The sequence below is a fragment of the Cohnella sp. 56 genome (assembly GCF_037963805.1).
Classification (GTDB): domain Bacteria; phylum Bacillota; class Bacilli; order Paenibacillales; family Paenibacillaceae; genus Cohnella.
Genome location: NZ_JAZDQE010000021.1, coordinates 48,296 through 73,979, shown reverse-complemented (window position 1 = coordinate 73,979; position 25,684 = coordinate 48,296). Strand labels below are relative to the sequence as shown.

The 25,684-nt window shown below is 62.5% G+C and carries 16 protein-coding genes; 4 read left to right on the top strand and 12 right to left on the bottom strand.

Annotated features, from left to right (window positions below; translation table 11 throughout):
- Nucleotides 1-3: 3 nt before the first annotated feature.
- The gene (locus VQ071_RS26140) at nt 4-1,854 is read right to left on the bottom strand and encodes a cache domain-containing sensor histidine kinase (RefSeq protein WP_340517382.1); all 1,851 of its coding nucleotides are present in this window, start codon (nt 1,852-1,854) and stop codon (nt 4-6) included.
- A 235-nt stretch (nt 1,855-2,089) separates the two neighbouring features.
- Nucleotides 2,090-2,431, bottom strand: a complete 342-nt coding sequence (locus VQ071_RS26135; RefSeq protein WP_340517379.1) for a YerC/YecD family TrpR-related protein — start codon at nt 2,429-2,431, stop codon at nt 2,090-2,092.
- A 287-nt stretch (nt 2,432-2,718) separates the two neighbouring features.
- Between VQ071_RS26135 and VQ071_RS26130 the strand changes: the two genes are divergently transcribed.
- A complete protein-coding gene (locus VQ071_RS26130) occupies nt 2,719-3,279 on the top strand; it encodes an aminotransferase (protein ID WP_340517377.1) in 561 nt (186 codons plus the stop codon).
- A gap of 209 nt (nt 3,280-3,488) precedes the next feature.
- Here VQ071_RS26130 and VQ071_RS26125 read toward each other — a convergent pair whose 3' ends face one another.
- The 4 genes from VQ071_RS26125 to VQ071_RS26110 all read right to left on the bottom strand — a co-directional run bounded on the left by VQ071_RS26125 (nt 3,489) and on the right by VQ071_RS26110 (nt 7,098).
- The gene (locus VQ071_RS26125; RefSeq protein WP_340517376.1) at nt 3,489-3,890 is read right to left on the bottom strand and encodes a VOC family protein; all 402 of its coding nucleotides are present in this window, start codon (nt 3,888-3,890) and stop codon (nt 3,489-3,491) included.
- 520 nt (nt 3,891-4,410) lie between these two features.
- Nucleotides 4,411-5,355 carry a DUF1861 family protein gene (locus VQ071_RS26120; protein WP_445293342.1) on the bottom strand — a complete coding sequence of 315 codons (945 nt, stop codon included), beginning with the start codon at nt 5,353-5,355 and terminating at the stop codon, nt 4,411-4,413.
- 103 nt (nt 5,356-5,458) lie between these two features.
- Entirely contained in the window at nt 5,459-6,454 is a 996-nt protein-coding gene (locus tag VQ071_RS26115) for an inorganic phosphate transporter (protein WP_340517372.1), read from the bottom strand.
- 29 nt (nt 6,455-6,483) lie between these two features.
- A complete protein-coding gene (locus VQ071_RS26110) occupies nt 6,484-7,098 on the bottom strand; it encodes a DUF47 domain-containing protein (RefSeq protein WP_340517370.1) in 615 nt (204 codons plus the stop codon).
- Nucleotides 7,099-7,351: 253 nt separating this feature from the next.
- Here VQ071_RS26110 and VQ071_RS26105 point away from each other — a divergent pair, with 253 nt between their 5' ends.
- A complete protein-coding gene (locus VQ071_RS26105) occupies nt 7,352-8,131 on the top strand; it encodes a hypothetical protein (protein WP_340517368.1) in 780 nt (259 codons plus the stop codon).
- A gap of 143 nt (nt 8,132-8,274) precedes the next feature.
- On the opposite strand, the gene VQ071_RS26100 is transcribed toward VQ071_RS26105, so the two are convergent.
- The 5 genes from VQ071_RS26100 to VQ071_RS26080 form a co-directional block, all read right to left on the bottom strand.
- Entirely contained in the window at nt 8,275-11,898 is a 3,624-nt protein-coding gene (locus tag VQ071_RS26100; protein ID WP_340517366.1) for a beta-galactosidase, read from the bottom strand.
- Nucleotides 11,899-11,927: 29 nt separating this feature from the next.
- Nucleotides 11,928-13,253: a glycoside hydrolase family 125 protein gene (locus VQ071_RS26095; RefSeq protein WP_340517364.1), complete on the bottom strand. Its 1,326-nt coding sequence runs from the start codon at nt 13,251-13,253 to the stop codon at nt 11,928-11,930.
- A gap of 177 nt (nt 13,254-13,430) precedes the next feature.
- Nucleotides 13,431-14,942 carry an ABC transporter substrate-binding protein gene (locus VQ071_RS26090; RefSeq protein ID WP_340517362.1) on the bottom strand — a complete coding sequence of 504 codons (1,512 nt, stop codon included), beginning with the start codon at nt 14,940-14,942 and terminating at the stop codon, nt 13,431-13,433.
- A gap of 93 nt (nt 14,943-15,035) precedes the next feature.
- Nucleotides 15,036-15,971 (bottom strand): carbohydrate ABC transporter permease, encoded by a 936-nt coding sequence (locus VQ071_RS26085; RefSeq protein ID WP_340517360.1) that lies wholly within the window; start codon nt 15,969-15,971, stop codon nt 15,036-15,038.
- Between the two features lie 36 nt (nt 15,972-16,007).
- A complete protein-coding gene (locus tag VQ071_RS26080; protein WP_340517358.1) occupies nt 16,008-16,937 on the bottom strand; it encodes an ABC transporter permease in 930 nt (309 codons plus the stop codon).
- Nucleotides 16,938-17,199: 262 nt separating this feature from the next.
- Here VQ071_RS26080 and VQ071_RS26075 point away from each other — a divergent pair, with 262 nt between their 5' ends.
- Both VQ071_RS26075 and VQ071_RS26070 read left to right on the top strand, forming a co-directional pair.
- The gene (locus VQ071_RS26075) at nt 17,200-18,972 is read left to right on the top strand and encodes a sensor histidine kinase (RefSeq protein WP_340517356.1); all 1,773 of its coding nucleotides are present in this window, start codon (nt 17,200-17,202) and stop codon (nt 18,970-18,972) included.
- Complete coding sequence (locus VQ071_RS26070; RefSeq protein ID WP_340517353.1) at nt 18,972-20,915, top strand: helix-turn-helix domain-containing protein; 1,944 nt, start codon at nt 18,972-18,974, stop codon at nt 20,913-20,915. Before VQ071_RS26075 ends, VQ071_RS26070 begins: the two co-directional genes overlap by 1 nt.
- Before the next feature lie 575 nt (nt 20,916-21,490).
- On the opposite strand, the gene VQ071_RS26065 is transcribed toward VQ071_RS26070, so the two are convergent.
- The gene (locus VQ071_RS26065) at nt 21,491-25,672 is read right to left on the bottom strand and encodes a glycoside hydrolase family 9 protein (RefSeq protein WP_340517351.1); all 4,182 of its coding nucleotides are present in this window, start codon (nt 25,670-25,672) and stop codon (nt 21,491-21,493) included.
- Nucleotides 25,673-25,684: the final 12 nt, after the last annotated feature.

The following is a 25,684-nucleotide window of genomic DNA, read 5'->3' as shown; positions in this document are numbered from 1 at the left end:
GCTCTAGCCGGCCTGAGCATCGGGCTTCGCGCCTCCGTGCGGGCCATCTCCCGGCCCCGCCTCGTTCACGCCCTCGACTTCACCCTCCGGCCTCCGGACCGGGCAAGGCAGCGAGATCGTCACCACCGCGCCGCCCTCCGGCACGTTCGCGAACGCGATGCCCCGCTCGTCTCCGTACAGCATCCGGTAGCGCCTCAGAATATTCCATATGCCCAGGTGCTCCTCTCCCGTCCCTTCCGCATAGGTGCCCGCGGCCAGTTCGGCCAGCATGTTCGCCGGGAAGCCCGTGCCGTTGTCCCTGATCAGCAGACGCATATACGTATCCGGTCTCGCAGGGTCCGGCTCGGTCGCGATCTCGATGCGGAACAACGTGCCGTCAGGCACCTTTTTGCCGAAGCCGTGGATAACCGCGTTCTCGACGAACGGCTGCACCATGAGCGGCGACAGCTCGCAATCCAGATGCTGCGGGAGTACGCGGACCTCATAGTCCAGCTTGCCGGCATAGCGAATCTTCTGGATCTCCAGATAATGACCGATGTGCCGCAGCTCGTCGGCGAGACGCACCGTCTGCCGATGGCTCTGCATGAGGAATCGGAAGTAATCGGCCAGATGCAGCGACAGCTTCTGCACCGACTTGAAGTCCTTGAGCGCGGCGAGATTGTACACGATATTCAGACTGTTCATATAAAAATGAGGATTGATCTGCACCTGCAGATGCTTGTACTCGGCCTTCTGCACGCGAAGCTGCTCCTCGTATACGTCGATCTTGAGCATCTCGATCTGCTCGGCCATATTGTTGAATGTGCCCGACATGAAGGCGAACTCGCTGCTCTGGTCCGTCGGCAGTCGGATGTCGAAGCGCCCCTGACCGAGCTTGCGCATGCCCCGGATCAGCTCGACGAGCGGCTTGAACATGATGCGCTGCAGGAACACGAGGTAGATCATCAGCAGCAGCGCCACGAGCAGGGGAATCCAGTAATACAGCACCTTCTGGAAAAAAGGCAGCTTCTGCAAAATGTAATCCTCGCGCATCACGATCGCATAGACGGCGTCCACCTTGGCGGAAGCCTGCGACAGGACGAGATACGAACGCCCTTCCTCCTTCAGAACCCCGTACGTACCCGCCCGGTCGGCAATCGTCCGACGGAAAACGTTATCCTCCATGAGCGGAGAATCGCTGTCGGCGAGCAGCCTGCCCGTGCTGTCCAGCAGAAACGCACCGCCCTCCGGCCCGACATCGAAGCCCTGGAGCACCCGCAGCAGACTGCGATCCCGGACAAGAACGCCGGCGAACACGTCCAGTCCCAGGTCGAACGTCCACATCATGTATCGCGAATCCGCACCGTCCCCGATGACGATCGGCGTCCACTCGCCCGCATTCGGCTTCAGCGCGCCCGCGCCCCGCAAATAATTGCGCGACCAGCCGAGCAGCACGTCTTTTTTATCCACATAGGTCGAATTGTCCTGCGTGACGTAGTATAGATCGTCGGCCTTGCGGTCGAAGATGAAGATCGTGTCCATCATACCGTAGTAAATCCCGCTCGAATCGCGGACGAACTGATTAAGCAGCCGAATCTTCGCGAGCGTATAGTCGCTCTCGCCCGGCTGCAGCGCCTGGATGATCGGCACGTCGGGATTGCTCTCCAGCCGGTTCAGGTACAGCATGTATTCATGCATGATGTTGTCGTTCTCCAAAATGTTGGCGAGCAGCAGATTGTTGTAGTGGGCGGAGATCTGTTGCCGGACCACCTTCATCGCGTACAGGTTGTTGTAGATGAGGAACAGCACCATGGGAGCGATTACAACAAAAAATCCGAAAACGATCTTGAAACGCACCGATTGCCAAATGCGCATGCCAGTCTCTCCCCGGGCTAACGGCGTTTGTTAATAGAATAACTGCCCGTCAGCCGCCCGGCAATGGCAAATATGTAAAAATGTGAGGCTGCGCGGACAGGCAGAGGCGGGAGCTGCGCATGATAAAAAGGGTCGCCCGCAGTCCTGTCGGACCGTCTGACAACCCGTTCCCATCGTATGATGGCCATGCTATGCAAGCTCTCCGGGCTCCTCGCATGAGAAGCTCGCCGACGAGCTAGACTTGCTCAATCTCCGTCGCTTGCTCCGACTCCTCGCCGGCCTTGCCGAAGCGCCCCAGACGGTCCAGCGTCATCTTGTAGCCGTCGTTGCCGTAGTTCAGGCACCGCTTCACGCGCGAGATCGTCGCCGTGCTGGCCCCCGTCTCCGCTTCGATCTGGTTATACGTCTGACCCTTGCCGAGCATCCGCGCGACCTCAAGCCGCTGCGACAGCGACTGAATCTCGTTGACCGTGCACAGATCGTCGAAGAAGACGTAGCATTCCTCCACCGACTTCAGTGTCAGAATGGCCTCGAACAATTGGTCGATCGACTTGTCATTCAGCTTTTTCAGCTGCATTCAGGCACACCCCAGTTTCTAACTTGTAGCCCCGTCCGCAGGACGGAACACGAATTGCGATTCTCTCTATTGTACTGCGTTTGGTTAAGCAGTTCAACCTGTAACGTATTCGCGCTTTACAGAACTAAATCGGGCAGCAGCCGCAAAATGCCGTTCTGGGCGGGCATCCGTCCATGCGCCGCCGGGCCATCGCACATATGCTGTATCATCGGACGCCGGAAATAGGTTCACCCTGCCCGTCGGCATGGGCGGGCGCGGCGATTCAGAGCAGAGAAGGAAGTGATGGCATGAACCGCATACCGTCTTCGTATCATCGCAACTGGGGCGGCGGTCCCGGTGCGGGCTTCCCTGCGCAGGGAGGCGGCGCCGGACTCGATGCCTTCGGCGGCCTCGGCGGTCTCGGCGCTCCCGGTCCGGGAGCCGGGGGCGGCGGGTTCCCCGGTCTCGGCGGCGAGCCCATCGTGTCGGGTCCTCCGGCGCTGTTCGGCGCGGCGCCCGTGCAGGCGGCGCAGGCCGCGGCTCCCGCCGCGAAGGGCGGCGGCCTCGGCGCGCTGCTCAACATGGGCAATCTGGAAAATGTGAAAGGCTTCATCGACAAGATGGGCGGCATCGACGGCCTGCTGAGCAATATCGGCAAAATTCAGAAGATCATGTCCTCGGTCCAACAGATCGCCCCGCTCATCAAGCTGTTCACGTCCAAGGGCAAGAAGTCGGAGTCGGACGACGACGAATACGAGGCGCCGCGGCCGAGGCGCAGACGGCGCAGGCGCACGCGCCGCCGCTCCGGCGGCGGCAGCCGACGGCGCACCCGCACCGGCAAGCGGCGCGCAGGCGGCAGGCGGCGCTAAGGCGGCGCGGCTGTCGACGCTGTCGTGAAGGCGGGGGCCAGCTTCTGTATAGCAGCAACCGGCCGGCGGACCGGCGGCGTGTGCGTCAATCGCCCGCCGGTCCGCGCCAAACGCCAAGTGTCCTTACACAGCCGCACTTTCGACCAGCAGACCGCGTAGAGCTTCCAAGTGTGACCGGGTTGGTTCGGCAGAGCGCATGGTCCGAACGGTCACGCCTGCAGCTCATTGGCGATCTCGATCAGATTCCGATCCGGGTCCCTGAAGTATACGGACAGGATCGGACCGGTCGCGCCCGTACGTTGGACAGGCCCCTCCTCCACCTCAACGCTGCAAACCTGAAGATGGGCGAGGGCCTCCTCGACGGGTGTCTCAACGATAAAGCACAGGTCAGCGGAACCCGGCGTCGGGTACTTCGCCTTCGGCTCAAACTCCTTGCCCCGCTCGTGCAGATTGATCTTCTGCGAGCCGAACTGCAAAGCATATCGACCGCTGCCGAACGAAATCGTGCGCATACCCAGCACCCGATCGTAGAAAGCCGCGGTCGCTTCGATATCCTTTACCGTCAGTACGAGGTGATCGAGCCTGTCTACGATAATACCTGATGATTTCAAGTCTTACTCTCCTCTCTTAAGACGAATGGGGGGCATGTGGCTCCATACAGAGCCACTTGCGCATAACTCCGCCGCCGACACACCAGTTTGTTCCTACCTGAGACTACTTTGCCCGCACTCCGCCGCCGACACGCCAGTTTGTTCCTACCCGAGACTACTTTGCCCGCACGCAGCAGCCGACACACCAGTTTGTTCCTACCTGAGACTACTTTGACCGCACGCAGCCGCCGACACACCAGTTTGTTCCTACCCGAGACTACTTTGACCGCACGCAGCCGCCGACACACCAGTTTGTTCCTACCCGAGACTACTTTGACCGCACTCCTCCGCCGACACGCCATATCCTTCTATGCGGCTCCATACAGAGCCACTTTCGCGCTTCTGCCGCCGCGTGCTTGGCGTATCCACCGAGCCTGCGCGCGGCAGAACCGCCTCTACAGTATCCTGAAGGCTTGAGCGCATAGGATCCGCGACCAACGACAAAAACCGCCCCATCGGAGCGGTTCCTGTCACTGACATCCTATGCCTCATACTCCGCGAACGGATCCTCGATGACGATCCGCGCGGCTTCGGCGTCGCTGACGCCGGTGTACAGCGTCGCGGTGCCGTCGCCGTTGCGACGCAGGCCGCCGCTGAACAATACGTCCTCGAGGTCGGGCCGCTTGGCCGGGCCTTCGGGGAACAGGCTGCGCGTGGCGATCAGCTTGAGGGGCGTATGCGCACGCGTCGCCGGATCGAGAGCGAACGCCATCGGGTAGTAATGGCGGATGTTGCCATAGTCCATCCAGGCTACATGGCCGAGCACGCCGAGCCGGCCGTTGTTCAGCAGATGGATCTCGTTGGCGCCGCCCCACTCGATCTTCAGGAACTGGCCCTTCAGCACCTCGGCGTCCGTCATCACGTCCTCGGTCAGTTCGTCGAGGTCCGAGATCTCGGCATAACCAATCATCGCCCGGGCGTCGCCGACCGGCATCGGCCGCGTGAAGACGCCGATTCGGCCGTTCTGCTGGTCGACGAGGCGCACGTCCTTCATCGTGAGCGGCCCCTGCGCGAACTCGCGCAGATCGCGAATCCGGTAGCCGCGGTAGAAGACGGTCCGCCACGTCGTGACATAGTGGGGATCGTCAGGGTCGAAGAACACCTGCACCCCGCCGAATACCAGCTCGCCGCGGACAAACGTGAAGAACGGATCCTGCAGATCGAAGGCGGGCGCGCCTTCGCGCGGCATCCATTTGCCGTTTTTTTCGACGAAAAACATAATCGTTGAGCGCTCGCTCGCCCGGTCCTCTACCCGGCCCGCAATGACCCATTCCCCTTCGTCGAGGAACGGCGCGGTCACATTGTACACGTCGCGTCTGCCGACGCCGGCGAAGAAAAGCTTCTCGCCTCTGGCGTCCGTGCCTTTGAGGCGGAACTCCTTGAGCAGTTCAACGCATGATTTGGCTTGCTGTGCGGATGTTTGGATCATAAGCGTGAATTCCTCCAGACTCCGTCCCTAGGAGATCGCCGTGTCTCTCTATATTGTAATGTGGTAACGGCAGTATTGGCGCTTGCCGCAGTGCCCATTTTTAATGAAACAGGCTCAAGACGGCATATACGGCGGCGGCGACCAAGGCCGAGATCGGAATGGTGATGATCCAGGTCATGATGATCCTGCCGGCCATGTCCCAGCGCACGCTCGAAAAACGCTTGGCCGCCCCCACCCCGAGGATCGAGGACGTGATCGCATGCGTCGTGCTGACAGGCAGATGCGTCAGCGTCGCCGTGAAGATAACTGCGGCCGAACTCGCATCCGCCGAGAAGCCGTTGATCGGCTCGATCTTGAAAATCTTCGTGCCCATCGTCTTGATGATCTTCCAGCCGCCGACCGACGTGCCGAGCGCCATCGCGAGCGCAGCGGAGATCTTGACCCACAGCGGCACCTCGAGATGATCCTGCCAGCCCGCCGAGACGAGCGCCAGCGTGATGATGCCCATCGCCTTCTGGGCGTCGTTGGTGCCGTGCGTGAACGACTGGAGCGCCGCCGTCAGAATCTGGCCCGTCCGGAACACCTTGTTCACGTGATGCGGGCTCGTCCTTGCAAATAGATGCTTCAGCAAGAACATAATTATATACCCCAAAACGAACGCAATGATTGGCGACAGCAGCAAGCCGATGACAATCGTCGAGAAACCGCCGACGTTGATGCCGCTCCAGCCCTCGGAGGTGACCGCCGCGCCGGCGAGCGCGCCAATCAGCGCATGCGAGGACGACGACGGAATCCCCTTCCACCACGTGACCAGGTTCCAGATGATGGCTGCGATCAGCGTCGCGATGACGACGGTGAGCCCGTGCTCCAGCTTGAACGGGTCGGTCACCTTGCCGCCGATCGTCTTGGCCACGCCCGTATACAGGAGCGCGCCGACCAGGTTCATGACTGCCGCGAGCAGAATCGCGACGCGCGGCCGCAGCGCGCGGGTGGATACCGAGGTGGCGATCGCGTTCGCCGTATCGTGGAAGCCGTTGATGAAGTCGAAGCCCAGCGCCAGGATGACGATGATAACGACTAAGATTGTGATGTCCATGCGATATATTCAGTCCTGTCCCGGGCGCATCAAGAATTGCGCATAATAATGGATTGCAGCGTGTTGGCGACATCCTCGCAGGAATCGGTCGTCTGTTCGAGACGCTCGTAGATTTCCTTGAGCTTGATGAGCTCGATCGGGTCTTTGACATTCAGGAACAGCGTCTTCACGCTCTCGCGCAGCAGGTCGTCGCCCTCGTTCTCCAGCTCGTTGAGCTTCACGCAGTGCGTCTGGATGGCGAGCAGCTTCTTCTGCCCGAGCAGGTAGATGGCGGATTTGATCTCGATGGCCGAGCGATGCAGACAGTCCGCGAAGTTGCGAATGTTGCCGTCGGGTTTTTTGACATGATACATATCGAAGCGGGACGCCACGGCCTCGATGCCGTCCAGGACGTCGTCCAGCAGCTTGGTCAGCTCCAGAATATCCTCGCGTTCGATCGGCGTGATGAACGTCTTGTTCAGCTCGGTGATGATGAGATGGGCAAACTGATCCCCGCGGTGCTCGTAATCCTTCATCTCCTTGGAGAAGACGCTCGGATCGGGAATATCGCTGTTGACGGCGGTCAAAAACCGCTCGGTCGTTTCCATGATCAAATCGGCCATATCCTCGAGCGTTTTAAAAAAAATGTCTTTTTTCCGGAACACGTTTAAGCCCCTTCTTTCACAGATGAATGCCTTGATTTGCTTGCCCTTCCAGGCCTTTACACGATTCGACGCGATTAGCCTTTCATATTTTATCACAGCGGACAAGCACGGTATAGAGTCTGACAAATTGATGTTTAGGATTAGTTTTGCCTTCCTTGGTTGTTCTAATCCGCCAGCGGACGGGCGTATTACCTCCATAATTACTTATAACCATTGTAAGTCGGCTTGCTTAACGAAAATTGAACACGAACGGATGGACGCTAAAACGGACGGAGGGTGCTGTCTCAACAAGTCGCGTAGTAGGTATAAAGTAGCGTTTGTCGAAACCAAAAAGGACCGGCTTCCTGGAGCAGCATTCGGGCGCATCGCCTCTCGTAGTGAAGGCGATGCGCTGCGGCCCGGACTCTGCGGGCACATCGCCTCTCGTAGTGAAGGCGATGCGCTGCGGCGCGGGCTCTGCGAGCACATCACCTCGCGTAGTGAAGGCGATGCGCTGCGGCCCGGACTCTGCGGGCACATCGCCTCTCGTAGTGAAGGCGATGCGCTGCGGCGCGGGCTCTGCGGGCCCATCGCCTCGCGTAGTGAAGGCGATGCGCTGCGGCCCGGACTCTGCGGGCACATCGCCTCTCGTAGTGAAGGCGATGCGCTGCGGCGCGGGCTTTGCGAGCGCATCGCCTCTCGTAGTGAAGGCGATGCGCTGCGGCGCGGGCTTTGCGGGCACATCGCCTCGCGTAGTGGAGGCGATGCGCTGCGGCCCGGACTTTGCGGGTGCATCGCCTCGCGTAGTGAAGGCGATACGCGGCGGCGCGGGCTCTGCGGGCGCATCGCCTCGCGTAGTGAAGGCGATGCGCTGCGGCCCGGACTCTGCGGGCGCATCGCCTCTCGTAGTGAAGGCGATGCGCTGCGGCGCAGACTCCGAGGGCGCATCGCCTCGCGTAGTGAAGGCGATGGACAGCGGCGCGGACTCTGTGGGCGCATCGCCTCTCGTAGTGAAGGCGATACGGCCGCGACTGGTGGCTATCGGTCGTATTAGACAGGTTTGCTTTGAATCGCCAAAAAGCCTTGCTGTGCAAGGCCTCTTGGGGTATGCGTTCGCTCTCTGCACGGGAGCGTGGTTCAAAGCAACTTTCTACCGCTCTCTCAGCCGCTGCCCAGACATGCATCATCTCTTAAAACTCATACCATCTCCGCCTCAACCCCCACTTCGTCTGGCCGGTACACGCAGGACACGCTACCTGACCGATCCGCCGCGAACAATACTGCCCGCTCACGCTCCAGGTTGAACCGGTACAAAACGCCGGTCGACAGATCTCGCACGGCAATCTCAACATCGTACGCATGCTCCGATACGAATACGAAAAGCGCGCCCTCGGCAAAGCGCAACAGCCGTCCATATACGCCCACCAGATCGCCTCCGGCGATCCACTCCAAGTCATCGCTGCACCCCGCCGCCTCGATTGCGTGGCGGTACAGCGCGATCAGCGCCTCGTCGTGCTCGCCGAGCTCGACGGGCAGCGGACACCAGATCAGCCGTCCGGCCCCGCACGACACTTCGATCAGCGCATCCGCAGCTTCGCCTGCCCGCCCATGCGCTCCCGGCCGCTCACGCACATCCGCAGCTTCGCCCGCCCGCCCTAGCGCTCCCGGCCGCTCACGCGCATCCGCAGCTTCGCCTGCCCGCCCTAGCGCTCCCGGCCGCTCACGCGCATCCGCAGCTTCGCCTGCCCGCCCTAGCGCTCCCGGCCGCTCACGCGCATCCGCAGCTTCGCCTTCCCGCCCTAGCGCTCCCGGCCGCTCACGCACATCCGCAGCTTCGCCTTCCCGCCCTAGCGCTCCCGGCCGCTCACGCACATCCGCAGCTTCACCTTCCCGCCCTAGCGCTCCCGGCCGCTCGCGCGCATCAGTGCCCGCCGCCGCAGCCTCATCCCCGCCGTCCGGCTGCAGCGAAGCGCCCTGGCGCTCCGGCGCCATCACCGCCAGCTCGGCAGCAGTGACAGAACTGCCGCGCGGCTCAGTCGTCAGCGGCACCTCCTTGGCGACCTCGGCGATGCGCCGCCGGCCGTAGGACACGGCATATGTCTGCCCGCCGATCGCCAGCCGTTCCTCGCGGACGACGTTCGCAAGCCGCCGCGCGCCGAGCAATCCGTTCAGCCGTTCCGTGTGGCGCCAGTAGGCATCGAGCCCGGCGGGACCGGTCAAGAGCAGCGTCGCGCCGGTTCGCTCCACGATCCCAATCAACCGAGCCAGCGCTTCGTCGTCAATATTGTGCGCGGACGGCAGCACGATCAGCTTGGCCGGATCGCGCTCCAGCGGCGCCAGATCGTATTCCGACACGCCGCGCAGCGGCATTTTCAGCTCGTAGCCGAGCACGCGCACGAGCCGTGTCGTCGCATCGAACGCGAGCTTGCGATTGGAGAAGTCGTTGGAGTACGGGTAGACGACGGCGATCTCCTCCAGCGCCCTGCCGCGATACAAATCCCGGGTGCGCTCCATGAACGCGCCGAAACCGTAGGAGACGTCCGTCTCCGGCTTCTCGGTGCCGTCTGCGCGGATCGCGCCGATATGGGACTCGTTGGCGTTGTCCATGTAGTAGTTCGTATTCCAGATCCATTGCATCGCGCCGGCCCCGCCTGCGGCGAACGCATAGGCGTACTTGCGCTCGAGCATCGCGCGCAGCTCCTCCTCCGAGCGCTTGGCGAAGCCGTCCGGCGTCTCTACGTACATGATCCCGGTCTCCTGCACGAGGCAAGGCTTGTCCGCGGTCTTGGCGAAGACGCCGTCCCAGAGCAGGTCGTCGTTCAGCCACCACGAGTGAACGGTCGTATAGTCCACGGATTCGCCGTAAAAGAACGGCGACGGCCGCTGCGCCCCGAGCGCTTCGTCCTGCCCGACGGTGATCATATGGTCCGGACAGACGTCCTTGATCGCCGCGGACAGCTGCCTTGCCCAGCGGTTCAGCATGTCTGCCGAGAACAGCGTGTAGTCGAGCCAGCGCGTTCCCCGCTTGCCCCGGTGCATGTCCTGAACGTCGAAGTTGATCTCCTCCGGCTCCGGCGCCCGCACGCTCCGGAAGTCCGGCAGCTCGCGGGCCGTCATCCCCCATCGCTCCCGCAGCGTCTCGATCCGGCCGTGCCGCCGCTCCAGCCACTCCGCGTAGGCCGCCCGCTCGTATGAGTCCTGCGCCGAACGCGGGCCGTCCGCGAAGATGCGGGCCGGATCGAACATCGACGGCTCGTTGATGAGATCCCAGTCGATGTGCTTCGCCTCGGCGTAGCGCCCGGCGATGGCGCGCACGAACCGTTTCTGCGCCGCGACGCTGCGCGGATCGAGGTACGGATTGAGCCCCTCCCACGTCTCCGGCGTGAACGAGAAAAAGGTGAAGGTCAGCTGCAGTCCATGTCTGGCTGCGGTCAGGACGAAGGCGTCGATCGCTCGCAGCGCCTCCTCCGAGGCATGGCCGTCGACCTGCATCACATGCCGATAGGCGGTCCAGATGCCCGTGCGAATCCAGTTGATGCCCGCTCGCCGCATGTGGGCCATGTCGCGGTCCCAGACGGATGCATTGGGCAGAAACAAAAACTTGCGCGCGGTATCCGATCCCATATAGGTCATGCCGACGACCGGCATCGGCCGCCCGTCCCGCTCGAAGTAATCGCGCCCTGCGCTCACCCGCTTCCCGGCAGTCAGCAGTGCCTCGTCCGCTCCCCAGAAGCCTTGCCGGAGCGTGCGTCGTTCGCCTGCAGCCGATCCGGCCCCGCAGGTGACCCGGTATAGGCCGGGCGCCAGCTCGATCGGCAGCGGAATACGGCGGACGACCAATCCGGAGCCGACCTCCAGCTCGACGCGCTCGGCATGCGCGACACGGCCGGACGGCTCGTGGACGACCTCGATGTCGAACTGCCATAGGCTCCGGCTGTCCGCTTGTGCCTGCGCCGCGGCCCCGGCACTGGCGTGCGGGCGCATGCAGCCGTTGGCGCTATCTCCAAGACTGCCGGCCCGCGATAGACGCTGCGCCTGCAGCGTGAGCGTCGGACGCTCGTGCAGTTCATAAGCGGCATACCCCGGCGCCAGCGACAGCTCCGTCACGCCGCCCGCGCAGTAAGCCGTCCACACGCGAAGCGCTTCAATGCCCCCAAGCCGGGCGAAGCTCCCGCCGAGCTGGCGGTTGACGAACAGCCAGCGTCCGCCGGCGAACGCGCCGCGCGTATTGTCCAGCAGGACGACGGGCGCCGCAATAGGGCGCCCGTCGCCGTTCACAGCCGTCAGCAGCGCATGCAGCCGCGCGTCCATCGGACCGGACGAGCCCATCTGATGAGGCAGATCGCTCGCTCTCGTGACATGCGGGACCATGTTCCACGTATCGGCCGCCTCATCGAACAGCGCTTCGCAGCCCGCCAGGAGCGGCAGGTCCGCCGACGCCTCGTGACCGACCGTCCGCGCCCCGCTTCGGACCGGCAGCAGCTCGTGAATGCGCAGCTCGCGGTGATAGGCGGTCGTCTCCGCCTGCACGCGCCAGCCGTTGCCGTCGGGCACGACCGGCCGCCGGAACGGCGCGCCGCCCGCGCTCACGAGCCCACCCCCTCGCTCCAGGAAGCCGACCAGCGCCTCCCATGCCTCGGCGGGGAAATACGGCGCATGCAGCGTCGCGAACGCGCCGCCCTGCGTCAGCCGGAGCGTCTCCGCGAGGCTCTCGGCGGATGCGACCGTGCCGATGGCCGCGAGCGCCTCGGCCTGCGCGGCGGCCCATGCCGGCGCCCCGGGGAACGCCGGATCGCAGAAAATAACAATATTGCTACGCATCCAGCAGCCCTGCCTTCATCGCTTCATTGCTACGCATCCAGCAGCCCTGCCTTCATCGCTTCGAGTACCAGCTGCGCGAACAGGCTGTTGGACCAGGCGAACCAGTCGCGCGTATATTGCGACGGATCGTCCATATGGAAGCCCTCGTGCATGAATCCCGTGTCCGCGTCGGTCGCCTCCAGCAGCGCGAGCATCCGCAGCTTTTCCGCCGCATCCGCGCTCGTCAGCCCCTGCATCGCGAGCGCGATCGGCCATATATAGCCCGGAGGCGTGTGCGGACTGCCGATGCCCTGCGCCGCGGCGCCTTCATAATAATAGGAATTGGCCGTACTCAGCGCGAACCGGCGCGTATTCGCATAGATCGGATCGGACGCGTCCGCATAGCCGATATAAGGGATGGACATCAGTCCCGGCGTCCCCGCGTCGTCCAGCAGCGCGTAGTTGCCGTAGCCGTCCGTCTCGTAGGCGTAGATCCGCCCGAACTCGGGATGCCGGTATATGCCGTACAGGCGAATGCCCCGGTCCACCTCCCGCTCCAGTCGCGCCAGCTCCCGTTCGAAGCCGAGATCCCTGTACACGAACTCGGCGATCTCCCGCATCCGGCGCAGCGTGACGACCAGGAACATATTCGACGGCACGTTGTAATGGAAGTCGCAGGCGTCGTCGCTCGGACGGAAGCCGGACCAGACCATGCCCGTGTCGTTGACCGGGGAGCCGAGCCCGCCGCAGACCAGCGTGTCCGCCTCGATCCCGTTGTCCCGCTCGAAGCGGTAGGGCGACTGTGCGGCATGGCGCTGCTCCGTCCGCCACAGCGACAGCGCCGTCGTCATCGCTTCCTTGAATTCCGCATCGAAGATGTCCGCGCGTCCCGTCTCCTTCCAATATGCATAAGCGAGCTTCATTGAAAAGCAGATCGAGTCCAGCTCGAACTTGCGCTCCCACACCCAGGGCGACATCTCCGTCCGGTCGCCGGCGCTCCAATGCCAGCCGCTGGCCCGCTCGTTGAAGGCGTTGGCGTACGGATCGGTCCGAATGCAGCGCGCATGACGACTGATCAGCCCGCCGATCAGCCCGCGCAGCTCCGCGTCCTCCTTGGCGAGCGGGACGTAATGGATGACCTGCTCCACGGAATCGCGCAGCCACATGGCGGGGATATCCCCCGTGATGACGAATGTCGTCCCGTCGTCCATGCGCTTCACCGTCGTCGACAGCGTATTCGGATAGCAATTGCTGAACAACCGCTGCAGCTTCGGCCGATGCGCGAGCCGGGCTTCGACTGCTTCGAGCTCGGCACGCACGGCTGCCGGCAGCGCGAGCGCCGGCATGTCGACCTGGGGCAATCTGAACTGTTTCATTGTACCGAACCTCCTTCTCCCTCGTTGGGGCTGCCCGCATATTCGTGCAGAGCGCAGCCGTAAAAAAAGGAAGCAGCCGCAAACTCGACGCGGCTGCTTCGATTGTGTCCCCGGTAACGAATAGCTGGTATGCGGCGCGTGCGTAACCGCGGACTGTTCGCCGCGCGCCCCGCTTGTTTATTTGTTCGTCCGCCAGGCGTCGACCTGCTTCTGCAGCTCGGCCATGACCTTGTCCAGGCCGCTGTCCTTGAGCTTCTGGTCGACCTTGGGCAGATTCTCCTTCGGATCGATCGTGCCGGAGAACAGCGCGTTGTAGATCGAGTCCTTGGCGTTCTTGAGGTTGGCGATCTCGGTCGTGATCGCGGACGTGTCGGCCTGGAAGCCGAGCAGCGGCGCACTTGTGGCCGAGTCGTTGAACTCCTTGAACTTCTCCCACTTGTCGGCCGGATCGTTCGTGTTCAGATACGTCAGCATCAGATTGCCCGTGCTGAACGCCGGGAAGCCGTAGCCGCTGTCGGGAATCGCGTCCTTGGACTGCTCGCCCGTCTTCTTGTAGTGCACGCCTTCAATGCCGAAGTCGATCAGGTTGATCAGATCGGCGTCCGTGTACAGCAGGTTCAGGAACTCCATCGCCTTCTCCGGATGCTTGGACTTCGCATTGATCGCCTGCAGCGAGCCCGCCACGGACCAGTTGAACGTGATCGGCTCCTGCATCGGCACGCTGACGACGCCGTAGCCGGCATCGTTGCTCCACAGGTTGTCGGCGTACGGCTGCGCGTCGGCGACGTCGACGAGCCATTTGCCCGTCTTGAAGTAGTCGCCCGCATCGGTCTGCGTCGCCACGTCCTTCGGGAAGTAGCCCGCCTGATAATACTTGTGCACCGTCTCCAGGTAGCTCATCGCCTCCGGCGTATCCCATACGTTGATCAGCTTGTAATCGGTCGTGTCCAGCGGCACGCCGATGAACGGCAGATCGCTGAACGGCAGATCGAACGGCAGGTACTCCGCGATCTTGCCCGGGATCGGGTTCAGGCCGGGCTCCTTCTCCTTGACGGTCTTGAGCAGCGGCTCAAGATCCTGGATCGTCTTCACCTTGGAGATATCGAGGCCGTACTTGTCGACGAGCGTCTTGTTGAAGCGGAATACGCGCTGCTGCGGCAGCTCCTTGTTCGTCGGCAGGCCGTAGTTGTGGCCGTTCACCTTGGTGCCCTCGAGGAAGGCGGGGTTGAGCGCTTCCTTGGCGCCCTTGCCCTGCGCATCCAGCAATCCGTCGAGCTCGTAGAATGCGCCCTTCTTGGCGTTGCCGAAGTAGTCGTTGGCCCAGGAGCTGGTAAAGGCGATATCGTACGGCTCGCCCGAGGCGATGATGATCTGCATCTTCTGCGAGTAGTCGCCCCAGTCGAGCATCTTCATCTCCACGGTCGCGTTGATCTTCGGTTTAATATAATCGTTGACCGCGTCATTGACCTTTTTCAGATCCTTCGGCGGCGTGCCGATCGTATACCAGACGAGGTTGACCGTCTCCTCCGGCGCCGCGCTCTTCGACGGCTCGGCCGAAGTCCCGGCGCTCTGGCTGCCGGCGGACGATGCCGAAGGCGATGCCCCTTTATCGTTGCTGTTGCCGCAGCCCGCCATCAGCAGGCCGGCCGTCAAGACGGCCGCCGTCGTGCCCATCCATACTTTTTTCAATCGGCCCAACTCCCCTTATGATATGGATTCATCTATTTTAACCGCCTGTGCGCTGCAGCGCACAAGCAACTAAAACCGCGATTCGCCGCTTCCTTAATCCTTGACCGCCCCGATCGTCAGTCCCTCGATGAAGTAGCGCTGGAAGAACGGATAGGCCAGTACGATCGGCCCCGTCGCGAGGACGACCATCGCCATCCGCGACGTCTCCTGCGGCAGCGAGGCGAGCATCTCCCGGCTCTCGCCGCTGTTGAGCAGACTGGAGTTCTGAATGATGAACTGCATGCTCGATTCGATGCGCATGAGCATCGCCTGCAGTGGCACGAGGCTGTTCGAATCGATGTAGAGCAGCGCGTTGAACCAATCGTTCCAGAAGCCGAGCGTGCTGAATAGCGCGATCGTCGCCAGGCCGGGCAGCGCCAGCGGCAGCACGAGCCGCAGCAGAATCTTGTACTCGCCGGCGCCGTCGATCTTGCCGGACTCCACGATGGCGTCCGGGATCATCGTCTGGAAAAACGTGCGGAGGATGACGATGTTGAAGGCGTTGAGCGCCATCGGCAGGATGAGCGCCCAGATCGTATCCTTCAGATGAAGCATCTGGGCGACGATGATGTAGCTCGGTACAAGGCCGCCGCCGAACAGCATCGTGAAGAAGGCGAGAAAGGTAAAAAACTTGCGGTATTTGAACGACTTGCGCGACAGCGCATAGGCGTACAGCGCCGTCATGGAGACGGTGAGAATCGTGCCGATGACGGTCACGCCCAGCGTGACGACGTACGAGTGAAGCACCTGGTCGCCGGTCTTGAAGATGTAATCGTAGGCGAACAGGCTCCATTTCTTCGGAAAAATGCTGTATCCGTCAAGCGCCAGCGTGTTCTCGTCCGTGAACGAGATGACGATCGCCAGCACGAACGGGAAGATGCAGGACAGGGCGAACGCGCCCGCGATCAGATGCAGCAGCGCGTTCCAGCCCGGCGACAACCGATGGACATCGCGCAGCTTGGCTCCCTTGGCGTTGGCGTCGGAACTCATGCGCATGGTCTCCTTTGGCTGATAGATTCGAATCCGCTAGAACAGGGCTTGCTCCTCGCTCACTTTTTTAACGAACCAGTTGGCGCTGATGACGAGGATGAACCCGACGACCGATTGATAGAAGCCCGCCGCCGACGCCAGTCCGAAGTCGCCCAGCACCTTCATCGAGCGGTAGACGTAGGTGTCGATGACGTTGGTGACCGGGAACAGCACGCCCGAATCGCGCGGAATCTGGAAGAACAGCCCGAAGTCCGCCCGGAAGATTCCGCCGATCGCCAGGATGGTCAGGATAATCATCATCGGCCGGATGAGCGGCACGGTGATCTTCGTCGTCTGCTGCCACTTGCTCGCCCCGTCGATCATCGCCGCCTCGTAGTACGATTTGTCGATGCCCGAGATCGCCGCCAGATAGATGACGCTGGAGTAGCCGACGCTTTTCCACATGCTCATGAAGACGAGGATGAACGGCCAGTACTTCTTATCCGCGTACCACTGGATCGGCTCGGCGCCGAACCAGGCCAGCACCTGGTTCAGCAGCCCCTTGTCGACGCTCAGGAAGCTGAACGCGAAGTAGCTCACGATGACCCAGGACAAGAAGTACGGCAGGAACATCGCGGTCTGGTAGAACTTGGCCCACCGCTTCTGCGTCAGGTTGAACAGAATGATCGCCAGCGCCACCGACAGCACGAGGCCGAGGAAAATGAACACCAGGTTGTACAGCACCGTATTCCGCGTAATGATGTAGGCGTCCTCGGCGCGGAACAGAAACTCGAAATTTTTAAATCCCGTCCACTCCGAATGCAGGAGCGCCGAGAAAAATCCGCCCTGATCAAGCCGGTACTTCTTGAAGGCGAGCAGCGCCCCCGGCATGGGCAAGTAGCAGAACAACAGGAACCAGATCGTCCCCGGCAGCACCATCGTCAGGAACGCTTTGTTGTGGTTCAGATCCCGTAGAAACGCTCGCATTATCCCGTTCCCCCCTTGTCGTTCTCGCGTCGCATTCCTAATCTATCACGGGCCCGCAGGCCGTTCTATTGAACAAATCCAAGCTTTGTTGTACAAAGCAAAGCTTCTCCGGCGCGGCGGATTGTCCGCCGACCTGCCCCGTGTTATCGTAGACGTACATCTTTTTAAAGCGGTTACTTCCCGGGAGTGAGCGGTTACGGCGAGACTATCTGAGGTTACGTACATTTTTTTCCGCACGCGGCTCTTCAACCGGATCATCCTCGTGTTCTCGGTGCTGACGATCGTCACCTTCTGCTCGCTGGCGGTGCTCGTATACAAGTTCTCAATGAATTCCATGGTGCAAAAGGAGGTCGGCGCGCAGCGGCAGGCCGTGAACGACCTCTCACGCTACCTCGACCGGCAGATGGACCAGTCGCAGGAGATCGTCCTCCAGCTGTATCAGAACCAGCTGCTGCTCAACGACATGCTGTACTTTTTGCGCCATGACTTCCCGCTCTATATCCAGTACCGGTTCAACAACTTCATGTCGAGCGCGCGGACCGAAGACAACAATATGGAGACCTTCGTCAAAAGGGAGCTCGAGCGCGACCCGGACATCATGCAGATCTCGGTATACAGCCGCAGCCAGGCGGTATTGTTCACGTTCAACAGCGACAAGACGCAGTACCTGCACACGCTCGGGGACAACGAGGCCAAGGTGGCGGCGGCGATCGAGACGATGCGCTTCCGTAAGGTGAACCGCACGGAGGCGCTCGGCCTCGCCGACGTCCTCCAGCTCAAGCAGACGCACGGCTACACCGTCGCGTACGATCTCAACGATCCGGACCGCCTGCAGACGGAGGGCGCGCTGATCGTCACCTACAAGCCCGACAGCCTCGGGCGCGCGCTGTCCATGAGCGACGACAGGCCGATGGGCTTCAACCTGGTGCTGACCGCGGACGGCTATGCGCTGTACGACTCCCGGCACCGGTATGACGGGCAGCCCTACCCGTACGCCAGGCAGCTCGACGAATCGGGCGGCGTCGCCCGGCTGGGCGACCGCTCGTACACGGTCTCGACCCGCTCGGCCAAGTCGGACATTCTCGTGGGCGGGATCGTACCGTTCCGGGAGCTGTCGGACCGCTATGCCGGCTTCCGCCGCAGCCTGATCGTCATCACGGCCCTCGGGATCGCCCTCACGATCGTCTTCTCCTATCTGGCGATGTACCGCTACGCCAGGCGCACGCAGACGATCGTCAAGGCGATGAAGCAGGCGCAGCAGGGCAATCTGAGCTTCCGCGTGCCGGTCGGCCGCAACGACGAGCTCGACGAGATCTCGACGAGCTTCAACCGCATGTGCGAGGAGCTGATGAGCTATATCAACCAGGTGTACGTGTCGGAGATCAAGCAGAAGCAGGCCGAGCTGACCGCCTTCCAGGCGCAGATCAACCCTCACTTCCTGTACAACACGCTGGAGGCGATCCGCATGAACGCCATGGTCAGCGGCGCGACCGAGGCGGGCGAGATGCTGTACCTGCTCGGCGCGCTGTTCCGCTACGCCGTGAAGCCGGAGACGCTCGTACCGCTGGAGGAGGAAGCCGCTTATTGCCGCCAATATCTGGAGCTGCACCGGGTGCGGTTCAAGGACAAGATCCAGTACCGGATCGATATCGGCGAGGGCTGCCGTCACGTGCCTGTGTTCAAGCTGCTGCTGCAGCCGCTCATCGAGAATGCGGTCGTGCACGGGCTCCGCTCCTCGCGCAGCGGCAACCTCGTGACGATCCGCGCCTATGCGGACGAGGCCGAGCAGCCGTCCGTACTCGTCGTCGAGGTGGCGGACAACGGCAAGGGCATGACGCCCGAGCGGCTCAAGACGGTCCGGGCGATGCTGGAGGGCAGAGCGGCCGCCGGGGGCCAAGCCTCGCTCGGCATCCGCAGCGTGCATGAGCGGCTGCGCCTCACCTACGGCGAGGCTTACGGACTGGACATTCGCAGCGAGCCGGGGGCGGGCACCCGCATCCTCGTCCGCTTGCCTTACGAGAGGGGGACAGCTTGATGTACAACGTTTGGATCGTGGACGACGAACCGTTTATTCTCGACGGACTGGCCGGGATCGTGGATTGGACGTCGATGGGCCTCTCGCTCGCCGGACAGGCGGAGCACGGGCTGGATGCGCTCGAGCAGATCGATGAGGCGCAGGCGCAGGTCGATATTCTGATCACCGACATCGCGATGCCGGAGATGGACGGCCTCGCGCTGCTGCGCGAGCTGAAGCGGCGCTGCCCCGAGCTGCGGGCGATCGTCCTGAGCGGGTACAACGAATTCGACTACATCAAGGAAGGCATGAATATCGGCATCGAGAACTATCTGCTCAAGCCGATCAATCTGGAGGAGCTGCGGGAGACGCTGATCCATACGGTCGAAAAGCTGAACCGGGCCCGCATCGAACGACTGAGCCGCGATCAGGTCGGCCTGCTGAAGGACAATATATTGTACCGCTGGATCGCCGGCCGGATCGGGCGGGAGCAGTGGCAGCTGCGCTCCGAGTTCCTCGGGCTGCGCCTCGCGGCGCCCGCCGTCTGCGCGGCAATCGTCAGGCTCGCGGACGCCGGTATGCCGGACCGCGGCGCGCTGCAGCAGCGGATTCGGGAGCGGACCGAAGCGTTCGTGAGGCCGCTCGGCCTGCCGCATCTGTGCTTCCAGAACACCGACGACGACACCGTGCTGCTCATCGGTGCGCAGGGGACGTCCGCGGATGAGCTCGACGGCTTGATGAAGCGGCTTGAAGCGCTCGCGACGGAGCTGGGGGACGTGATCGCGCGGCATGAGGCGCTCGATGGCGAGCCCGGCGGGCCGGATGCGCGGGACGACCGTGCCGCGGGCGGGGCGCGCGGAGCGGCGGGACGCGCGGATGCGCGGGACGACGGTGCCGCGGGCGATGCGCTCGGGACGGCGGGACGCGCGGATGCACGGGACGACGGCGCCACGGGCGATGCGCGCGGGGCGGCGGTGCGCGCGGATGTGCGGGACGACGGTGCCGCTGGCGGGGCGCGCGGGACGGCGGTGCGCGCGGATGCGCGGGACGACGGTGCCGCGGGCGGGGCGAGCGGAGCGGCGGTGCGCGCGGATGTGCGGGACGACGGTGCCGCGGGCGATGCGCGCGGGACGGCGGGACGCGCGGATGCACGGACGATAGCGATGCCTCGCGCGGTCATCGCCGCGGGCTCGCTGGAGCCCGGCTTCGAGCAGGCGCCGGACAGCTACCGCCATGCGCTGCTGGCCCTGGAGTATGCGCTGCTGTACCCGACTGAGCCGGTGCTGGCCTACTCGCGTCTTGCCGGCCTGTCCGGCAGCGACTATGCGCCGGCGGCGGATGCCGATACGTATGCGCGGCTCGTGCTCGCTCACGATATGAGCCGGCTGTCCACGCAGATCGAGGACGACTTCGACGCCTTCGCCAGGCTGGAGGGCATGAAGCCCGAGCAGCTGCGGCATGGCGCCCTGGAGATGGTCATGCAGCTCAAAAAGCTGCTCAAGGACGCGCCCCCCGGCCATCCCGCCTATCAGTCTTACCACGATGCCGTAAATCGGATTCTCTCCTCCGCCTCGCTCGAGCAGCTCAAAGAATCGGTGCTCGGGATGGCCAAGGCCGTGTCCGAGGCGCTCGGCGAGCGCGAAGAGACCAGCCCGGTCGTCCGGCAGATCCTGAAGCAGATCGAGTCCGCCTGCCACAAGGAATATTCGCTCAAGACGCTCGCGCAGGAATACCGGGTTCACCCCGTCTACCTCGGCCAGCTGTTCCAGAAGGAGACCGGCCAGACCTTCTCCGACTACCTGAATCGGCTGCGCATCGGCAGGGCGACCGAGCTGATGCTCGCAACGCCGATGAAGATGCAGGAGATCGCGGAGGCGGTCGGCTACTGGGACACGGCGCACTTCTACAAGCACTTCAAAAAGTACGTCGGCGTCGCGCCCGCCCAGTATCGGAAGCAGCAGTAACGAGCCGCGGGGAGCAGCAATCGCCGCTCCCCGCACCGCATCCGTGTCCCTCATCTACAGCCTGCAGCCGCATCCCGCTTCCACGTCTCATATCCATGCCTCGCAGCCGCTCCTCGCGTCTACAGCCTGCATCTCGCCCGATCCGTGCTTAAATCCTGTGCCGCAATCTGTACCCGCATCCCGCTTCCGCCACTCCTGCCCCTCCATCCCTCGCGATAACTGCATATTTACAACTAATTCAATTGTCAGCCTCCGAACACCGCCGATAACTGCAAAAATGCAGCTAAATGTACACGAACAGCCCAAAAGTTAGCCGCACTTCTGAATTTAAATGCATATTTGCAGCTATTCAGCTGATTTTGCATGCAGCATCACGAAATAGATGTATATTTGCAGTTATCGCTTGCCGCGACATCCTGAACGTTACCAACCGACGGCCGCCTTGAAGTACATTTTAATGACAAATGCCTCCTGGATGCCTCCGAACATAAAAAAGAACGGAACGAAGCGGACAACGTCCGTCTCATTCCGTCCTTGTGTCAGCCTCCGGTAGCCAAGGCTTCGTTCAATCGTCGTTACTGGCCGACGTACACCTTCAGCCAGCCGTCGCCGATGCCGGACTCGTCGATCCACTTGCCGCCGCTGTACTTGCCGTACTTCAGCGCGGCGCTGACCTCGGATGTGCACCATTCATAGTTGGCGTAGTCCGAGTTTTTGGATTGGCCGAGCACGATCGCGTACGTCGTGCCGTTCACGAGGCCGCTGTAGGTCAGCGGCACGCTGACGAGGGCGAAGTCTTCGCCGATGTCGGATGCCTTGACGGTCACGGTCGCGAGCGCGGAGCCCGTCGGCTTGTCGCTCTTGGTCGCGTACAGGCTGACGGTCAGGTTGGCCGGATTATTGTACTTTTTAACCTTAACTTCAAGCTTCGTGATATTGGCGTTCGAATTGGCTTTGAACGTCTGATAACGCTTGACCTGGTCGCTCGTCTCGCCGAACGTGTAGCCGTCCGTGCCGTTGTGCGAGATGTCGATGACGGACGAGGAAGACTGACCCGGCGTCGTCGCGCTCGCGACGGCGCTCCAGGCGCTCGCGCCCGCAGCGTTGACTGCGCGTACGCGGTACGTATGCGTCGAACCGGCCGCGAGGCCGCTATGCGTGTACGATGCGCCGGTCATCGACACATACGTCGTCGCGCCGTCGATCTCGATCTGATAGCTCGTGGCGCCCGTTACGGCATTCCAGCCGAGCGCGATCGACGTGCTGCTTGCTGCCGTCGCGGTCAGACCCGTAGGTACTGCCGGCGGCTGCGGTTGGTTCTGGTTCGTCGTCGCGGTAGCGGCGGCGCTCCAGCCGCTCGCGCCCGCAGCGTTGACTGCGCGTACGCGGTACGTATGCGTCGAGCCGGCTGCGAGGCCGCTATGCGTGTACGACGTGCCCGTCGCAGATACATACGTCGACGAGCCGTCAATCTCGATCTGATAGCCGGTCGCGCCCGTCACGGCATTCCAGCCGAGCGTGATCGACGAAGTGCTGGCTGCCGTCGCAGTCACACCCGTCGGCACTGCCGGCGGCTGCGGATTCTGGCTCGTCGTCGCGGTCGCGAGGGCGCTCCAGCCGCTCGTGCCCGCAGCGTTGACCGCGCGCACGCGGTACTTGTGTGTCGATCCGGCCGCAAGGCCGCTATGCGTGTACGACGTGCCCGTCGCAGATACGTACGTCGACGAACCGTCGACCTCGATCTGGTAGCTCGTCGCGCCCGTCACGGCCGTCCAGCCGAGCGTGATCGACGTGCTGCTCGCTGCGGTCGCCGTCACACCCGTCGGCACTGCCGGCGGCTGCTGCGGATCGGCGCTTTGGGCGACGTACAGCTTCGTCCAGCCGTCTCCAAGTTCCGACTCGTCGATATACGCCGAACCGTTGAACTTGCCGAACTCGGTGTCGTTGCTCACATTGTAGCCCGCGAGCCACTCGTAGATGTAGTTTTGGCTGTTCGGCGTAACCTGGCCGAGTACGAGCGCATACTTCTTGCCCTTCTGCAGGCCGCTGTACTTCAGCGGCACGGACATCGCCTTGAAGTCCTCGGTCACGGTGTTGGCCGCGATCGTCCCGGTTGCCAGCGCATTGCCCGTCGGCTTGCCGTCGGCGTCGGTCGCATGCAGCGCTACCGTGGCATCGGTCGCATTGCCGAACTTGCGCAGCATGACCTCCACGCTCGTCAGCACCGGATACATGTCGGCGACAAATGTCTGATAGCGTTTGACCTGGTCGTTGGCCTGGCCGAACGTGTAGCCGCTATTGCCGTTGTGCGAGAGATCGATCACGCTGGTCGGCGGCGCTACCGGCGTCGTCGCCGTCACCGGCGCGCTCCATGCGCTCACTCCGCCGAGGTTGATCGCACGCACCCGGTAGGTATGCGTGGAGACAGGGTCCAGCCCCTTGTGCTTGTAGGTGGTCTGCTTGGCGTTGTTTACGACCGTGCCGTCCACTTCAAGCTCGTACTTTTTCGTACGATCGCTTTCGTTCCAGCTTACCGTTATTGCAAATGCGCTTGCCGGAACGGCTTTGAGGCCGGTCGGCGTTTCGGGAGGCAGCGGCGGCACGGACGTGGTCCCGATCACGAGCGGGCTCCAGGCGCTGGCGCCGATTGCGTTTTTCGCCCGCACGCGGTACGAATGCTCGGTGCCCGGCTGCAGGCCGTCATGCGTGATGAAGAGCGTCTTCACATTTTCCCGTACGACGCCGTCCAGCTCGACATCGTAGCTCGTCGCGCCCAGGGAGCGGCTCCAGTTCAACTGAAGCGCCGTCGTGCTCTCCGCAGCAGTGGCGGTGAGGTTAGCCGGCGTCTGCGGAGCTTGAGTAGACGCTCCGGGCGCAGTCACGAACTTGGCGAGCAGCTTGATATAACCGGCCTGATAGTAGATGCCGTTCTCGGTAATCTCCCAGGAGATATCCCGATGCGCCCCTTGGTCAACGATGCCGTTCCAGTCCTTGTACGTCTTCTGGGCCGGCTGATTGCGCGGCGGAGACTCGGTTCCCGTGTATTGCTCGCTCGGACCGCCCGGGATGTAGCCCGGAGGCGCATTGTCCCACTGCGTATTGTCGGCGAACCAGCTATGGTAGATTTGCTTGATCGAATTTTCCGCGCCGTACGCCTGCATGTTGGTCAGGTACGTGAAGGCGAACGGATTGACGCCGTGGAAATAGTGCAGTACGTTCTGCGCCTTCTTGTAGAAGTTGTCGCGCTTCGCAGGATTGATATCGTATTGATAAAAGTCATAGGAGGAAGCGCCCGAACGCGCTCTCACCTGCAGGCTGCCCCAATGGTAGGAGAAATCCGGCACATAGGAGCGGTACAGATCGTCGTTGTCCTCGAGCGACTGGGTGAAGTCGTGCAAGTCGCGGCGCTCCAGAATATACGCCTTGACCGCAGGGTCGGCGTTCGGCAGCGTCGTATAGAACATGACGCCGTCGGCCTGCTCGCCGAAGTACAGTCCCCAGTATGCGTCGGACATCGGCCAGGTCGTCTTGTAGTTGGCCTTGAAGTAATCGTGATACGTCTGATCGCCCGTCAGCGCGAACAGATAGGCGGCCGCGACAGTCGCCACCTGAGCTTGTTTGTCCAGGTCGACGTCGGCGTCACCGACCTCTACATCTCCGTTGTCCACATTCGTTTCCTTCGGATTGTTCTGGTACCATTCCCACGCCTTGATCGCCCGCTCCCGCAGATCGGCCGCATAGCTCGCCAGCTCCGGGAACTGCCGCAGCGTGATCGACGCATGCGCGAAGTTAAGCGCCGTGACGATCGTCGAAGCGGATGTCTTGGGCAGATAATAGCGCTGGAACGTAATTTGACTCGGCCTGTCGTTGTAATCGCCGGTTTTCCCGTAGCTCGGGAAGCCGACCTTCATCAGCACGCCGCCGTCTTCATCCTGCATCTTCTTCAGCCAGTCCAGCTCCCACTTCACCTCGTCGATGATGTCGGGAATGCCGTTGCCGGATTCAGGAATGTTGTAGTCGTCGGTGAAAATGTCCGGCTTCTCCTCGTACGCCGACAGCAGCTCGTTGATCGGCTGCGCGGTATACGTCACGTACTTGTTGTAGTCGCCGGCGTCCATCCAGCCGCCCGACAGATCGCGCTCGGTGGCGGGATTGTTGCGGTCGAACACGCTGCGGGCCTGCGAATCCTGCCCCGGACCGATGAGCGCCGCGTCGTCCGCGAACGCCGCTCCGGCGTGCTGCGCCAAGTGAGGCGTGCCGATGCGCTGATAATAGAAAGTCTTGATCGCCGCCTTCAGCACTTCCTTGTATACGTCGGGGGAGATCGTAAAGTTATAGGACTTGACGTTGCCCGCGGGATCGTAAATATAGTAATCCCCGACTGCCGTCACTTGGGAAAAGTCGAACCACCAGCCGCGGTCGCCGGACTTCTCCTGCGTTCTGCCGCCGTTCCATACCGTCGGCGCGCCGCTGAATACGACCGCGTCGTCGGATACCCGGCGCACCTGCATCGTGCTGCCCGGCGTATACGCGTCGGCGGCGTTGAAGCCGACCTGCGGATCGACGAGCACGGCCACCTTGTCCCCGTCCGGCAGATAGCCGAACTGGTCGATCATAATATACTTCTGCACGGTGACGCCCGGCAGCGCTTCGGCGGCTGACGCCTTGGCGCCCGATCCCGGCCAGCTGCCCGCGAACAGGCATAGACATAATAAGGCCAGCCATATGCTTTTATAATTCCGTTTCGTTAACGTCATTCAATCTCCTCC